The organism is Pleurocapsa sp. FMAR1, from assembly GCF_963665995.1.
GTDB lineage: Bacteria > Cyanobacteriota > Cyanobacteriia > Cyanobacteriales > Xenococcaceae > Waterburya.
This window is the reverse complement of the sequence record NZ_OY762512.1, coordinates 1,607,027-1,622,201: the sequence shown is the minus strand read 5'-3', so window position 1 is coordinate 1,622,201 and position 15,175 is coordinate 1,607,027. Positions and strand designations below refer to the sequence as shown.

The following is a 15,175-nucleotide window of genomic DNA, read 5'->3' as shown; positions in this document are numbered from 1 at the left end:
TGAAGCAAAACTCAATTTAATTGATAATTCATCCAATCCCAGCAGTCCTTTGATGGCTATTACAGATGAAGAATTGTACTCAACTGGAATCACGACCATTTCCCCACTGAGGACCCTTCACAATAGTTCCATCTGGCATAACGGTATTCCAAATCAAATTCCAACCGCGACAAATCATACCGCTGCTGATATCAGCCCCTTGGAATTTGGTGTTGGCGAGGATAGCTTCCTCAAAAGGAATCCCCATCTTAGCTTCTCTAAATTCAGCCAGGCTGGCGTTCATGTAGCTCATCGAAGTCCCGTGGAAATCAGTGTAATGGAAGGAACTTCCAACCAAGCTAGCAGCGCAGAGGTTGGCATCACGAATAATAGCGTTAGAGACATTGCAGCAGTGCATGAAAACTCCTCCCAAGTCAGCACAAGTAAAATCAATTCCGACCATACTAATTTCCTCGAAATAAGCTCCCCTCAGATTAATATCCCTCAAAACAATTCCCTTGAGGTCGATTCCAGAGTAATGAGTGGGCGCACCGTAGGAATAAATCAGCTTGATTCCAGCAAAGTTACGTTCCCCATCGTCGTACCTGACCAACAAGTCTTCAGCGGTGATTTTCCAAACCATAATTCAACACCAGAAATAATTAATGTTCTCAATAATAGCGCAACTAATATTTGGTCAGACTTACTCCAATCTGAAGCTTCTCTAGACATAGATTTCCAAATAACCGACTTACCCAAAGGACAATTGGCGGAAGTCACTATCACAGGCTTCGATGACTCGGGAAAACCTAACGCAGGAACAATCCTCATCGACCATGATGCCAATGGTGTCGGCTAGTTTATTGTTGAGACCCCATTAGTAGGGTGGGCATTTCAAAATACAGAGAACGTGACGAATAATTTTTTACCCACCACCATAGATTATATTTTGGTTGACAATTGATTTGGTGAGCAACGTAGCTCTTCTTGAAACGATAATTTGCTTGTATTATTTTTGCCCACCCTACAAAGGCGCGATTGTAAGAGCGATCGCTTACTAAAAAATTTGTTGAATTGATGGAAGTATTGCAGGTAGAGGAGGTGGAGGAATAATGGCGATGGAGGAGTATAAACTCCACTACGACCCACCTCACTACCCTAATTGCTCCTCAAAACAATTTTGACGGACTAATAGTCAATAATTAGCAGCTTAATTTTCTCTGGTCATTCAAGAATTTTGTTAGTTCTAGGGGGATTTTGGGGAACTATAAAAATATAGCTGGTATTGTGATTAGCATTTCCATGATTACAGATGTGTACATCTGTTAATTGTTTTTATATTTATATTTCTTATGTCTTTTGCCATTAATCAAGGACTTTTTAAGCTCAAAATAATCGATCACCATGCAATCCTTGGCGTATCCATAGATGCCGATTCCAAACAAATTCGTTTGAAATACCTAAAAATTGCTCAAAAACTTCATCCAGATAAGTGTCGCCTGGATGAATCTAAAGCCAAGCTGGCAGGTCAAATTTTATCTAAGCTAGTTAATCCAGCCTATGAACAACTATCGCGAAAAGCCGATTTTGCCGAACATCAACTAGTATTAACCCAAGTTGGCAAACGCCTAGTAGAGAATAAAGCAAAAATAAACGTAAAAAGCGAACTGGCACAGGAACTATTGCAGGCTGGCAATGGTGCTGAGTTGGTTTATCCCCAGCTATTAAAAAAGCTGACCGCCGATCATTACCAATCTTTAGAACAAGTTACAAAAGATATAGGCAGTATCAGCGAACTAAATTTAGTTTATCTGATGTTAAAATGCGATCGCGTCTTAGGGTCTGTACCTCAAAGACAAGTTAAACAAGGTTCAGATTTTTCGGCTAAGACCAAAACAACACCTCAAGATAAGCAAACCATTCCTCAAAGCAAAAGTACGTTCACTCAAGCACAAGATTTATCTCCTCAGACTACAGCTAAGACAGAAGAGCCTACTCCTGAATCGAGAGTTGATGCTTTTGTCGATCGCGCTCAACAATACATATCAAGAGGAGAATTTGATCGCGCTGTCACAGAGTTGCGAGATGCGCTAAGAATCGATCCTAACCACGGCGTTGCTCACGCCGTCATGGGTAAAACCTATCTGCACAAAAGACAGTTGACTATGGCAAAAGTACATATTGACAAAGCTTGCAAAGCAGATCCGCACAATGCTACCGTCATCGAAAGCAAAAAGGCATTAGATAAACTTGGCAAAGTAGCCAGCAAATCTAAAACTTCTCAACCTGGGTCTGCTCAAAAGTCTAATGATAAGCAAGGTAATAGTGGTTTCTTTAGTGGTTTTTTTGGGTCGAAAAAAAAGTAAGATGGCACAAGTAGATGTTGCAAGCAATGTCGAAGCTGAATCTGTACTTAACCTAAAATGATTTATCAAACCCCTGCTGGAGCAAGAGATTTATTACCCTTAGAAGTAGAACAGAAACGTTGGATTAATGACCGTCTACAGCACACGTTTCAAACATGGGGTTATCAGCGTATTGTCACCTCTACTTTAGAGTGGCTAGATACTTTAACGGCAGGTGGTGCAATACAACCTTCTAAAGTAATTCAGCTACGCAATAACGGCGAAAGCTCTTTGGGTCTACGTCCTGAACTAACCGCGTCGATCGCTCGTGCAGCAGTGACACGCATGGCCAGCAGCACTTATCCTCAGCGTCTTTGCTATCGTGCCAATGTATTTCGTAATCCACCCCAAAGCCATCATGGTCGGCAGCTAGAATTTTATCAGGCTGGAGTTGAGCTACTTTTTGCTGGTGGTGTCTTAGCTGATGCCGAAATAATTCTTTTGCTAGCGGACTGTTTATATGAATTGGGTACGCCAGATTGGTCTATTTTGTTAGGAGAGGCTGGATTAACCCGATCGCTCCTATCGGCATTTCCTGAGTCGATCCGCCCCTCAGTACGCCAATGTATTGCTAATCTTGACCGAATTACCTTGGAGAATTTAGAGTTAGATGCAGATTTAAAAGCTCAGGCTTTACTTTTATTTGATTTGCGGGGTAAACCAGAAGCTGTTTTAAGTAAAGTTTCTACTCTCAATTTAGATCCTGCCGCCAGAGAAATAGTCAATAATCTCAAATCTCTGATTGAATTACTCAATAGTAGTTCCGAGCAACCTTTACCTTTAACCTTAGATCTTAGTTTACTGCAAACCTTTGATTACTATACAGGTATTGTTTTTAAAGCCGTTTGTTTTCAAGACCATCAGTCTTATGTTTTAGCCAAAGGTGGACGTTACGATCGATTGCTGGGGCTGTACGATCCTCAAGGGAAATCATCTCCTGGAATTGGCTTTTCTCTCTCGATTGAAGATTTACATTCGAGCTTGTTATCTACAGATAAACTGCCTCAACAAGCTCCTAGCAGTGATTGTCTGGTTATTCCTACTACCACAGAAGCAGAGGCTGCTGCGCTCAAATATGCCCGCAAACTGAGAAAAGAAAATGCTCCTCTCAAGATAGAAATTGACTTGGCAGAGCGATCGCCAACAGCAGTTAGACGATACGCTCAAACCTGCCGTATTAAACAATTAGTTTGGATTGAAGCAGATGGTAGTCCAAGAGTTGAGGCTTTAGACCAATAGTGTCTCTTTAAAGATTTAGAGCGATCGCTTTGGTATTTATAGCTATACGTACTTATATTAGGACACTTGTTACTTGCTACTTGTTACTTACGAACAGTTCATTTTTCTGTCCTAACCAATCAACGTACTGCGATATTACTCTCTGCCAACGGGACTAGATTCGAGCATACTTTTTTTGCCCAAAAAATTTTGTTTATGATCCAAGTTAAACTTTTGGCGTAATATTAACATAAAAAAGCTGGTATCTTCTACTAAATATCTTTTCCAAAGCCTACCAGGCTCTTTTATTAGTCTGTAAAGCCATTCTAAACCCGCTGAACTCATCCAAGCAGGCGCTCTTTTCAGGGTACCTGCCTCAAAGTCTAAAGTAGCTCCAATCGCCAAGAAGGTTTTTATGTTTGTCATCTTAGCTCGATGCTGGCAAATCCAGGTTTCCTGCTTCGGCGCACCAACTCCAATAGCTAATACATTTGCCCCTGAAGCATTAATAATTTCAATAATTTTTTGGCACTGGGCAGGATCTTGTTCAAAACCAAAAGGGGGGCAATAAGTATCTACCACCATGTTGCGACCAACTTTGGTATTAATGTTATTACTAGCCTTTTGTGCCACTCCTTCTAAGCCACCAAGTAAAAACATCTTGACGCTTTCATCATTGCCATAACGTTGATAAAAAGCAGGGAACAAATCAGATCCAGAAATCTTTTCCCTAAGAGGCTGTCCCAAAAAACGCGAAGCGAACATAATTAACTGACTGTCGCAGACTCGATAATCGGCTTCTTGATATGCCTGATAAAATTCAGAATTTTTTTGCAGCTTAACTAAATGATCTACATTTGGTGTAAAAACCACTCCACCAATTTTGAGTCTTTCTAAAAGCTCATGTGTGTCTATATCATCAATGGGAATATTTAGTATATTTACTCGTTTAGATTTCATCTCTTATCTAATATTTTTTATTTTTTATGTATGCTTTTCCAATGCGGGTGTTATTACGCTTAACTCTTTGTTTTATGCTTAATCAGTAACTATTACTAAGTAATTCCTAATTAAACTAAGTAATGATAACCCAAAAACGCTTAAATTGGGATTAATGCTTGGTTAATTCAGTTAGATTGGTCTAAATTAAGTAGCCACTTTACTCTATAAATATTAAATATCATTAAAAAAAATTTAGGCAAAATTTAATTTTGGGGTAATTAGACTTATAACCTTTTTAAATAAGCGAATTTTAGGTACAACACTGGTAATTGCCAAAATTACTGGTGATTGATACCCTAGTTTCCACTTAAGTACATATTACAATATGCTTCGTTAATTTAGCTTGACTACAATGTAATTATTTAGTAAAGTTTGTTGGGTTAATAGGTCTTCAACGGTAATACGCAAATGCCTCTGATCGTCAACGCTAAACAAAAGCTGAAGGCGATCGCTTCCAGGATTGCCCACAGGCTCAAGTTGAGCAATTGTCCTTGCCCCATCTCGGTCGTTTAACGGCTGTACCCGATCGCCCAGAGTATCTACAGCTTTAGTAATTAAGCGATCGCCATCAAAATAAACTTCTGTGGTGGCAGTGGCTGCACTCAGTTCACCAATAATTAACTCAATACTGCTTTGCCCTGGGGTAGAAGCACCCAAAACTATCTCTACTGGCTTTTCTGTAGGATAAGGCTGTCCTGTTTTAATGATCGGATGCCAACCATGACTATTTGTTTGCCGATTCCAGTAGCGAATACCGTAGCTATGATAGAGAAAGTCTTTTACCTCAATGCTTCGAGATACCTGTAATGCCCCAGTAGCGATCGCTTCTAAAGGTTGCTGATTCTTTATCATATCTTCATCAAAATACTGCTTGACCCAATTTTGGACGGCAGGTATTTGTACTGAGCCACCTACTAGTAAGACTGAATCTATGTCAGTAGTTTCTACGCCATTGCGTCGCGCCTGTTGCAAAACCTGAGTCATAAGCTCATCAAGTCGGTTAAAAAACTGCTGCTGCTCTAAAATACTGTTAAAGCGATCGCGATCTAGAGCTAGCTCATAGGTTTCTAAAGTTTCATCGTTAAAGTAAACTTCTTGTGCTTCTGTTTCCTTAGTCAGCTTAATCTTCAATCTTTCTGCCAAACGAGTCGTTAAAGCAGATTTAGGCAAAGCTTGGGTGGTGGCAAAATAATCTACCAGCCAATTATCAATATCTGCTCCCCCTAAATTGTCTCCCACTTTGGCAATTACCCGTGCCGTATTTTTTTGTTGTGCCGTATTTTCTCCCAACATTTTTCGTCCCCACTTGAGGAGATAGCCCCGAGTTTGAGGGCTGGTTGACGATAGCTGCACTAAAGATAAATCAATTGTTCCTCCACCAAAATCTACCACCAACAGTAATTCTTCTGCCCCTGCACCATAGCCTAAAGCAGCAGCAGTCGGCTCATCGAGGATTCTAATTTGCTCTACTTTTAAAGACTGACATACCCCCATCAGCCAATGGCGGTAGGATTCAAAACTATCGACGGGGACAGTTAAAACCAATGATTGAAGATCTGATTCTGTTTCCCCTCTCAGACTGGCGATCAATTCCCGTAAAAACCATTCGCCAACCTGCTCAAAAGATAAATTTCTGCCGTCTAGCTGAGGTAAAAAGCCCTGAATATCTGTACCAATTCCGCGCTTAAAACTGCGAAAAAAACGCGGGTTGCTTTGGATATCTAAACCGCGATCGCGCACTGCTTGTCCGGCAATAATTTTGCCTGTGGCTGCATCCTCTACGTATACCAAGCTAGGAATAAGCGGTGGGAGGGAACTAAACTGTTGAGATAAATTAGGTAAGCTAACTAGTTCTGCTTTTTCCGTAGCCCGATTCCAGCGAGCGATCGCCGTATTGCTAGTACCAAAATCTATTGCATAACTAGTCGAACTTGAATTACTTACCATTGCCAAGAATTAATTGTCATCAGCTTATGGCTTAAAGCTTAGAACTTATAGTTATGAGATTGCAAGTAAAAGATAAATCTTAAAGAAGCTAACGATCATTTTCCAGTGAACGGTACTCCGCGGTCAGAGATTACTCAGCCTTCTGGGGTCACAGCAGACAAACATTTAGTCAAGCTATGATAAAAAAGTATGATTAATTCCCTAATATTAAATTTAACTAAAAATAATGACCAAGCAGCGATTTCTAGGTAAAGTGGCTAGCCACGCTATAGCCCTTTTTTTAGGAGTTATTTTGACTTTTAGCAGTATTAGAGTGATGTCTTCACAGGCAGACACCTTACCTATAGATTCCCAAACTAAACAAAATACTATCACCCTTACCCCTGAACCACAAATTCAAGCACAAGCACCTGTTGTCAAAGCTTCTACTAGTTTCGTGGCAGCAGCAGTAGCCAAGACTGGGGCAGCCGTAGTTAGGATTGATACAGAGAAAACTATTGCCACCAGAATGGATCCCATGTTTCAAGATCCTTTTTTTCGGGAATTTTTTGGCGATCGCCTTGGCGAACAAATGCCCAGAGAAAGGCAGTTGCGTGGACAAGGTTCGGGCTTTATTACCCAAAAAGACGGCACGATTTTAACCAATGCTCATGTAGTTAGTGGTGCAGATCGAGTTACCGTAACTCTCAAAGACGGACGAGAATTTGCAGGGGTAGTCAAAGGCACTGACGAGGTAACTGATTTGGCAGTTGTCAAAATTGATGATCCAGGCGAAGATCTGCCCATAGCAGTATTGGGTAGCTCTGGTAATGTTCGAGTAGGAGACTGGGCGATCGCCGTGGGTAACCCTGTGGGCTTAGACAATACCGTTACCTTGGGCATCATTAGTACTTTAACTCGTTCCTCGGCTGAGGTTGGTATCCCCGATAAGAAAATTGACTTTTTGCAAACCGATGCAGCTATCAATCCTGGTAACTCTGGCGGACCATTACTTAATGAACAGGGAGAAGTTATTGGTATCAATACAGCTATTCGTCCTGATGCTAATGGCATCGGCTTTGCTATTCCCATTGACAAAGTTAAATCTATTACTGATACTCTGATTGCGGGCAGACAAGTTCCCCATCCTTATATTGGTGTGCAGATGCGAAGTCTAACTCCTGAGTTGGCACAGAAAAATAACCAAAATCCTAATTCTCCTTTTGCTATTCCCGAAACAAATGGGGTCTTGATCGTTAGAGTTTTGCCTAATACACCAGCAGAAAAAGCAGGTTTACGCTTAGGAGACGTAATTGTGGCTATTGATGGTCAAACGATTACTGATGCAGGTCAATTACAGTCGCTTGTGGACAGCAGTAACCTCAATCAAAGCCTACAGTTTACCGTTAAACGCAGCGATCGCACTTTGAAATTAAAAGTTGTGACAACTCAGCTAAAAGGGCTGTCTTAAACCGCTTTGCTGTTAGCTATTAGCTCAATTAAAAGTAGATTTAAACTACTTTTAATTGAAGACTTTTCGCCTCTTCGAGAAAGAGGGGACTTAGACCCTTTTAGCTTTTAGCTTCTTGGTCAGCATTCCCTTGCGCCTAACGGCGACGCGGTGAAGCAGTCCGTTGGGCGGGTTCCCCGACTTGAAGGAACTGCTGAACCCTTTAGGGGGTCTGCCCTCTAACGGCGACGCGGTGAGACAGTCCGTTGCGGAGGTTTCTAAGGGGCTGTGGGCGGAACCTGCGTCCGCCCTTTATAAGCCTCGTCCCGTTGAAGGAACTGTTGAACCCTTTAGGGGGTCTGACCGCTTTTGAGCAACTTTGGTTGTGGTGGCTGTAAAGAATCGAAAGTAATTAGCAACCCAAAGTTCTTTGATGGGAAAAAGGATAAAAGTAAGAGGATTAATGGTCACGATTATATTACGGAAATCTCTGCGTGCCAAATTAACAATTTGTTTGGCTACCCAATTAGCAGACATGATACCTACAGGGTTTAGCTGACTTTTAAACGGCCCTAAAATGAGCTTACGCACGACACAGGGAGCATCTAAGCGACGCATGGTTACAAGATCTCCTGTCGCTCTTTTACTTAGCTCATATAAGGGACTAAAGGCTGGGTTTACTTCTGCTTCTGAGGAGTTTACCCACACTTCTTTTGTGATCATGTCGCGATCGCTTTTAACGGTTTGAAAAAATAGCTCCATCAGCCGTAGAGTCGAGAAAGTGTTAACTTCATAGGATTTAGCGATCGCAGCTTCGTCTCTTTGAGCGTGAACATTCACCCCATGATTAATAATTAAAATATCGATTTGCTCTAAGAAGGTTAGTAATTCTGCTTCTTTGCCAATTTGCCAAGCTACGGTTTTGATAGCCAGATCTTCCCCTGAAACATTTAAGGTAATGTCAGTATTAGATGAAGTAAAAGCGGTAACTTTTGCCCCTGCTAAATGTAGCTGGGTTAATAGAGCCTTGCCTAAAGTACCCGATGCACCAGTAACCGCTATCCGCTTATTTTTCAAGGACAGTGCTGTCCCTAACAGTTTATCTACAAGCGTTAACGTGCCAGAAAAATAGGCATTCTGGTTATCAAAATGATGTCGCCAATGGTAAGGACGATTTACCAGCCAGCGAGAAGGCAGAGTAGTAAATTCTCCTGGACGATGGGTAATGTCCGTAAGCTCGTCAACAAAGGGAATACCTAAACCACGAGCGATCGCGCCTATTAAAAAGCTCAGAGTATAGAAAGATCCAGCCCAAGCTGCCCATTGAGGAGCAAGATCCCAAGCAGAAACCAGACTCCAAGGCAAAATACTCAACAGCAGCATCACTAAAGATTCAGGCACATCATTGTACCAATGCGCCTGACGATAAATGGTGTCGCTAACAACGGAGAGGTCGCGGCGAAAAACCTTATGATGCCATATGTGAAGACGATATAAAGGCTGCCAGAGATGGGACAAAACATGATAAAAATCTCTGACAAACTCTACCCATAGTACCGAGCATAAAGCGATCGCTAACCCTGTAGCCAAACTGTTCATCATCGAAAAAAATATTATTAATGTTTAGTGTGAATTAAAAATTGCTTTCAAACTAGCTTGAGATTATAGACAAGCTAATCTTTATCTCGTCGTGATTAAACTTCTTAGTAGCTAAATAACTTGATTTAGCTCTATACGTAGTAGCTTAGAGCTAAAAGCTGATAGCTGATAGCTGAAAACCAATAATTCTGAAGGTCGTTAATCTACATTAGGCATTTATTAAATTTTAGCTAAGAAAGTTTACATTTTTGGTTACAATTGAGCCAGTGCGATTATTTTAAGCTGATATTACAACAGCCATAATCGCTTTAAATACAAGCAGCGAGCAAATGTAACAACTATGGCAGAGAATTATTGGCGCAAAAAGGAATCAGATCTAGAATCCGACCCCATTAACTCTCTCCTAAGCGAATTAGCCGACCCAGAAGCAGCCGAAGCAGAATTTCGAGAAGATTTCTTTCAAGGTCTAGCGGGACGCAGGCAAAAAGCCGCTTTTTTGTTGATGGTAATTTGGATAGTTACTATTTCTCTGCATTTTGTAAGTTGGGGAAAATGGGTCGTTTTGGCTATAGTTGTTTTGGTAGGAATGCAAATACTGCGCTATTTATTTACTCGACCTGAAAATACGCCTCCGCCCTTGACTATAGATGAGTCAGAATCTGTCCCCAAAGTTTCTCTTTTAGTAGCAGCCAAAAACGAAGAGACGGTAATTAGTAATTTGGTAGCTATGCTCTGTAGTCTCGATTACCCTACTGATAAATACGAAGTTTGGGCAATAGACGATCGCAGTACCGACAATACGCCAATTATTTTAGATAAATTAGCCAAGGAATATTCCCAATTAAGAGTAGTTCATCGTGCAGCCAATGCAGGTGGCGGAAAATCTGGGGCATTAAATCAGGTATTACCAAAAACCTTTGGTGATATTATTGGCGTTTTTGATGCTGATGCCAAGGTAAGTCCAGATTTACTAAAAAGAGTTGTGCCTTTATTTGACAGTCAAGACACAGGGGCAGTACAGGTGCGAAAAGCGATCGCCAATAGGTCAGAAAACTTTTGGACAAAGGGACAAGCAGCAGAGATGGCATTGGATAGCTATGTCCAACAACAGCGTATTGCTGTCGATGGTATCGGCGAGTTACGGGGCAATGGTCAGTTTGTTAGTCGTGTTGCCTTAAATAGCTGTGGTGGCTGGAATGAGGAAACCATTACCGACGATCTCGATCTAACTATTCGTCTGCATCTAGATAATTGGCGCATCGACTTTTTGTTGACTCCTGGAGTGTTAGAAGAAGGAGTAACCAAAGCCAGCTCACTTTGGCATCAGCGCAACCGTTGGGCGGAAGGGGGTTATCAACGCTATCTCGATTATTGGCGTTATATCTTTAGTAAGCCCATGGGCTTTGGCAAAAGAATCGATCTACTGTGCTGGATGCTGTTGCAATACATTCTTCCCGCTGCCAATGTACCTGATGGTATTCTGGCGATCGCTCGTCACCGTTTGCCTATTCTTAGTCCGATAACTATTCTGTTATTCGTTTGGGGTTTTATCGGTATATTTAAAGGCTTAGTGCGTATTCATGTCGCCGAAAACAAAGCTCTAACTTTGCCCGTACTATTAGATATTGTTGGACAGTCTATCAGAGGATTAATCTATATGGCTCACTGGCAAGTTGTGATGCTAAGTATTACTGCCAGAATGTCTATTCGCCCCAAAAGATTAAAGTGGGTGAAAACAGTTCATGAAGGAGCAACCAGTCTTAATAATGGGTAGTGGGTAGTAGGTAGTAGGTAGTAGCTTATCTGTAAGAATCAAAGTTTATTCCTGGGGGAAAGTTCCCCCTTTATAAGCGCCGTCCTGGTGGGGACGTTACGTCCCTCCCCACGCCCCTTCCGTAAACATTAACCTTAATTTTTTGCCTAATTAACTAGAGTCTCATCATCCGCATAAACAGTTACAATCTGCCCGATTTTAATCTGATACCAGAGCGTACAATATGCAGTTTAAATATATAGGTGCTTATGAATGCAAATAAATCATCTCCTCGTTTTGTTTTGGCTTCTGCTTCTACGGCGCGTTTGAAGTTGCTGCGGATGGTAGGAATAGCACCTTTGGTATGTAAAAGCGATTTTGATGAAGATCGGGTGCAAATAGAAGATCCTGCTGAATTGGTCACAACCTTGGCTAGATGTAAAGCGGAAACCGTCGCACCTCAATTTAGTGATGCTTTAGTTTTGGGATGTGATTCAATATTGACAATTAATAATCGCATCTATGGTAAACCAGACTCATCTCAACAGGCGATCGCTCGCTGGCAAGAAATGCGCGGTAAAATGGGCAAGATCTATACAGGTCATGCCTTGCTAGACCTGGAGCAACAAAGAAAAATAATTCGCTGCGGTATTACTCAGGTTTATTTTGCTAATATCAGCGATCGCACTATCGAGGCTTATGTTGCCACGGGTGAACCTCTCAAATGTGCTGGTAGCTTTGCCTTAGAAGGAAAAGGAGGTATGTTTGTGGAGAAAATTGAAGGCTGCCATAGCAACGTCATCGGCTTAAGCCTTCCTCTATTACATCAAATGTTAGAAAACTTGGGCTACAATATCACCAACTTTTGGCAGTGATGAACTGCTACTGTTGGTAAACTCTAGAACTTAAAAAATGCAAGGCAAAATTCAGGCTCAAGAAATTTTTGCAGCTTTGACTATAGCGATGAGTAAGACGGTAGAAATAAACGTTACTACCTGCATTGAAAATGATCTAGATAGAGCTACTCAATCCCCATCAACAGAGAGATTTGCGACACGAATCAATTTGTTAAACGGCACGGTAGAACATGAAGTCGATCTTGAATTGATTGACAATCCTGCCTATGGGGAATTACAACAATGGCATATTGAGCAAGTAAAACAAAAACAAGGCTTCTTAATCAAAAACCTGGCTAGCTTAGAAGAAATGCGTCGTCTTTTAAGTCCAAGTCGTTTGAATAAATAATCAAGTCTATACTGCTCACTCAATTAAACAGTTGTTCTTTATTTAAGCTTGAAACAGATGACATCCAGCGAAGATTTTAAACAGGCAATCCGAGCAGGCAATATCCAGGAAGCTTTCCTAGTTGCCATGAGTAATGCACCTGAACTAAATATTACTACTAAGATTATTACCTCCGAAGGCAATCAGCATCAGGCAGATACTAATCAGTCTCAGGGAGATAGTAGTTTACGCACCCACATCAGTCTAATTGAAGGCAAAGTCGAGAATGAAATTGGCGAAAAGCTAACTGGCGATCGCTATTCGGAGATTAAACAGTTCCATATTGAGCAAGTAACTCAAGGACATCAAACCATTCAACATAATCTAATTAGTCTCCAAAAGATGTTCCAGTTAATGTCCGCTTTTCAACAACAGACTTCTGAAGATTCTAACTGGGTTGATATTGCTGCCGATGTAACTAGAGAGCCTCTACCCCCAAAGCGTGAGACAAATCAACTATCTGCCAACATGACCAAGGCGGTTTCATCAGACTTTAATTCAAGGATAAAAACTAATAACCCAGAGCCGAACCTGCTTTCTTTTGTTTCAGAAGAAGATGACGTGGTAGACGATTTAATGTCTTTAGCCGATCTTGATGATGATCATGATAGCGATCGCTCAGAAGAAAATCCTCAGCCAGGACAAGGTGATTGGGGTGATTGGCTAAAAGAAGATGCCGACGATGAGAAAGTAAAGTGCGAGGTATTCGATCTTAAGTCTCTCAATATCCGAGAGGCTGCTCAAAATTGGCAAAATTGGGAAGGAGAGGGGAATTCTTCGGAATCTCCAGAGGAGCAACATTAAAGAAGTAATGAGTAGCCAAGGGGTATACTCCCCGCAGGGAGTAAGAGATAAATTAAGAATCGCTTTTAACGCAACTCATGCTTAATTGCTTAATCTAGATGTAAAAAAATTTATTTTCCAAGTATGAATTGCAGTTTACGTAGCTGATTATCCAAAATCATCCCTGTTTCGTAGAAGCTAAGAGCTAAAAACCTATAAATCAAAACAAAGAAAGTCCATACAATACGCAATTAATGAATCATAATTTGCTCGATAGTATTACTGCCGTAGAAATTAGCACCGTTATAGTCGAGGAGATTGTGGACGAGATGTTTATTCCTTGGGAAGTTTATCAAGGCATATATTATCTTTCTCGTTCTTATTTGGAACGCTCGACAATTGACTCATCTTTAGACGATCGTTATTTGCAATTACGTCGTCAGTTGGAACTAGCATATTGTTTACAAGTAATCGATCCTAAATCGACCTTATACAATCGCACCCTAGTATCTGAAATTAAACGAGATTTGCCAATTCTCAGTCAGAATAACTCCGAGTGGGAAACCATCCCGACTAGGTTACCCGAAGCTATTCCCCATAGTGGTCAGCAAAGTATGTCTGAGGTCAATAAGCTGTTGCGCGATCGCACTTTTATTAATATCCTACAGCAGTTAAGCAAAAGAAAAGCTGCTTTAGATCGTCGCGATCGCATTTTACGTAGTTCATCGGGTTATGACAACATCTCTGATACTACCTATGCTCAGACATCTTTGCAATTGGATGGCAAAATTGTGAACCGCTATGCTCAGTCTATTTTAGAACGAAGCGATCGCGATTTATTGTTACAACTGCACGAACAATCTATCACCGCAGGAGAACAACAATGGCGAGGTTTGCTTAAATTTATGCTCTCTTTGTTTTAATTTAAATCTAGTATCCGCAACTTAGTGAAAAGTCAACAGCCAATAGCCACCAATATTTTTAATTCTTGTATTCAAATAGATCGAGCTAGAATTAGCCATAAATTATCTATTCCGTATCAAATTGTTTTTCGTTTTGATCCAGAGATTTTAAGCCAAATAGAACAAGCAAAAGAAAATAACTATAGGTTTACTCTTTCTCCTGATAATCTTGCTGATTTACGCTATTATGCTCTACTAAATTATTTTTCAGCAGAACAATTAAATTTTAACGAGTGGCTACATCGAGCAAATTTGATGTCTATCGAGCGATCGCCACTAATCTTTACCAGTAATTATTTATTCTCTCATAGCCAGTCAAAAAAAGTAGTTCGGAGCATTATTAATTCAGAAGGACAAATATTCCAACAAGTTCAGCAAGATTTGTGTCAAAATCCTCAATTATTAGCAAAAGTTATTAAGGCTCATCACTGGTTGATTCTGCAAATACTAGCTCAACTACCTTTAAAAGTTAATAATTCCCTTACAAGGCTATTTAAAGTTTTATGGTTTACTACTTTAATTATGTTTAGCATCTGTCTATGGATTTATTTACCAATATACATTTTATTTAAAATATTAATAATTAGTTTTTCTGTTTATTTATTTACAAAATGCTTCAAAAAAACAATCAAAAACAAGTTTAAAATCTTGATTTTGCATAGTTTAATTAATGGTTTTTGGTCAAATGGCACTAAAAATCATCAAATTGCCTGGAATACTATAAGTGCTTTGTCATAATTAATCACTAGATCATAGTACTTACCGAATTATCTGAATGAGGTTATCCACACTAAGCTAGCAACTAGGAAGTGTC

14 protein-coding genes and 1 pseudogene are annotated in these 15,175 nt (G+C 40.5%); 9 read left to right on the top strand and 6 right to left on the bottom strand.

From position 1 onward, the window contains the following. Nucleotides 1–79: 79 nt before the first annotated feature. From SLP02_RS07870 to SLP02_RS07860, 3 genes and pseudogenes are all read right to left on the bottom strand, one after another. On the bottom strand, nucleotides 80–292 hold the full coding sequence (locus SLP02_RS07870; protein WP_319420107.1) for a hypothetical protein: 213 nt from the start codon (nucleotides 290–292) through the stop codon (nucleotides 80–82). Nucleotides 293–334: 42 nt separating this feature from the next. Further along, nucleotides 335–622 (bottom strand): annotated as a pseudogene (locus SLP02_RS26560) (pentapeptide repeat-containing protein); the annotation flags it as partial. 217 nt (nucleotides 623–839) lie between these two features. After that, the gene (locus tag SLP02_RS07860) at nucleotides 840–1,118 is read right to left on the bottom strand and encodes a hypothetical protein (RefSeq protein WP_319420105.1); all 279 of its coding nucleotides are present in this window, start codon (nucleotides 1,116–1,118) and stop codon (nucleotides 840–842) included. 213 nt (nucleotides 1,119–1,331) lie between these two features. Here SLP02_RS07860 and SLP02_RS07855 point away from each other — a divergent pair, with 213 nt between their 5' ends. Beyond that, entirely contained in the window at nucleotides 1,332–2,345 is a 1,014-nt protein-coding gene (locus tag SLP02_RS07855) for a J domain-containing protein (protein ID WP_319420104.1), read from the top strand. Between the two features lie 57 nt (nucleotides 2,346–2,402). Then, nucleotides 2,403–3,623: an ATP phosphoribosyltransferase regulatory subunit gene (locus SLP02_RS07850; RefSeq protein ID WP_319420103.1), complete on the top strand. Its 1,221-nt coding sequence runs from the start codon at nucleotides 2,403–2,405 to the stop codon at nucleotides 3,621–3,623. A gap of 135 nt (nucleotides 3,624–3,758) precedes the next feature. On the opposite strand, the gene SLP02_RS07845 is transcribed toward SLP02_RS07850, so the two are convergent. Both SLP02_RS07845 and SLP02_RS07840 read right to left on the bottom strand, forming a co-directional pair. Further along, nucleotides 3,759–4,562 (bottom strand): WecB/TagA/CpsF family glycosyltransferase, encoded by an 804-nt coding sequence (locus SLP02_RS07845; protein WP_319420102.1) that lies wholly within the window; start codon nucleotides 4,560–4,562, stop codon nucleotides 3,759–3,761. Nucleotides 4,563–4,937: 375 nt separating this feature from the next. After that, a complete protein-coding gene (locus tag SLP02_RS07840; RefSeq protein ID WP_319420101.1) occupies nucleotides 4,938–6,551 on the bottom strand; it encodes an Hsp70 family protein in 1,614 nt (537 codons plus the stop codon). Between the two features lie 226 nt (nucleotides 6,552–6,777). Between SLP02_RS07840 and SLP02_RS07835 the strand changes: the two genes are divergently transcribed. Then, nucleotides 6,778–8,001: an HhoA/HhoB/HtrA family serine endopeptidase gene (locus tag SLP02_RS07835; RefSeq protein WP_319420100.1), complete on the top strand. Its 1,224-nt coding sequence runs from the start codon at nucleotides 6,778–6,780 to the stop codon at nucleotides 7,999–8,001. Between the two features lie 291 nt (nucleotides 8,002–8,292). On the opposite strand, the gene SLP02_RS07830 is transcribed toward SLP02_RS07835, so the two are convergent. After that, nucleotides 8,293–9,582 carry a bifunctional sterol desaturase/short chain dehydrogenase gene (locus SLP02_RS07830; protein ID WP_319420099.1) on the bottom strand — a complete coding sequence of 430 codons (1,290 nt, stop codon included), beginning with the start codon at nucleotides 9,580–9,582 and terminating at the stop codon, nucleotides 8,293–8,295. Nucleotides 9,583–9,919: 337 nt separating this feature from the next. Between SLP02_RS07830 and SLP02_RS07825 the strand changes: the two genes are divergently transcribed. The 6 genes from SLP02_RS07825 to SLP02_RS07800 all read left to right on the top strand — a co-directional run bounded on the left by SLP02_RS07825 (nucleotide 9,920) and on the right by SLP02_RS07800 (nucleotide 15,099). Continuing rightward, nucleotides 9,920–11,353: a glycosyltransferase gene (locus SLP02_RS07825; RefSeq protein ID WP_319420098.1), complete on the top strand. Its 1,434-nt coding sequence runs from the start codon at nucleotides 9,920–9,922 to the stop codon at nucleotides 11,351–11,353. Nucleotides 11,354–11,601: 248 nt separating this feature from the next. Then, nucleotides 11,602–12,207, top strand: a complete 606-nt coding sequence (locus SLP02_RS07820; protein WP_319420097.1) for a Maf family protein — start codon at nucleotides 11,602–11,604, stop codon at nucleotides 12,205–12,207. Nucleotides 12,208–12,244: 37 nt separating this feature from the next. Beyond that, nucleotides 12,245–12,577, top strand: a complete 333-nt coding sequence (locus tag SLP02_RS07815) for a hypothetical protein (protein WP_319420096.1) — start codon at nucleotides 12,245–12,247, stop codon at nucleotides 12,575–12,577. A 57-nt stretch (nucleotides 12,578–12,634) separates the two neighbouring features. After that, nucleotides 12,635–13,420, top strand: coding sequence for a hypothetical protein (locus SLP02_RS07810; protein ID WP_319420095.1), 786 nt, complete (start codon nucleotides 12,635–12,637; stop codon nucleotides 13,418–13,420). A gap of 233 nt (nucleotides 13,421–13,653) precedes the next feature. After that, a complete protein-coding gene (locus SLP02_RS07805) occupies nucleotides 13,654–14,322 on the top strand; it encodes a hypothetical protein (protein WP_319420094.1) in 669 nt (222 codons plus the stop codon). A gap of 24 nt (nucleotides 14,323–14,346) precedes the next feature. Beyond that, nucleotides 14,347–15,099 carry a hypothetical protein gene (locus tag SLP02_RS07800; protein WP_319420093.1) on the top strand — a complete coding sequence of 251 codons (753 nt, stop codon included), beginning with the start codon at nucleotides 14,347–14,349 and terminating at the stop codon, nucleotides 15,097–15,099. The last annotated feature ends 76 nt before the right edge of the window (nucleotides 15,100–15,175 follow it).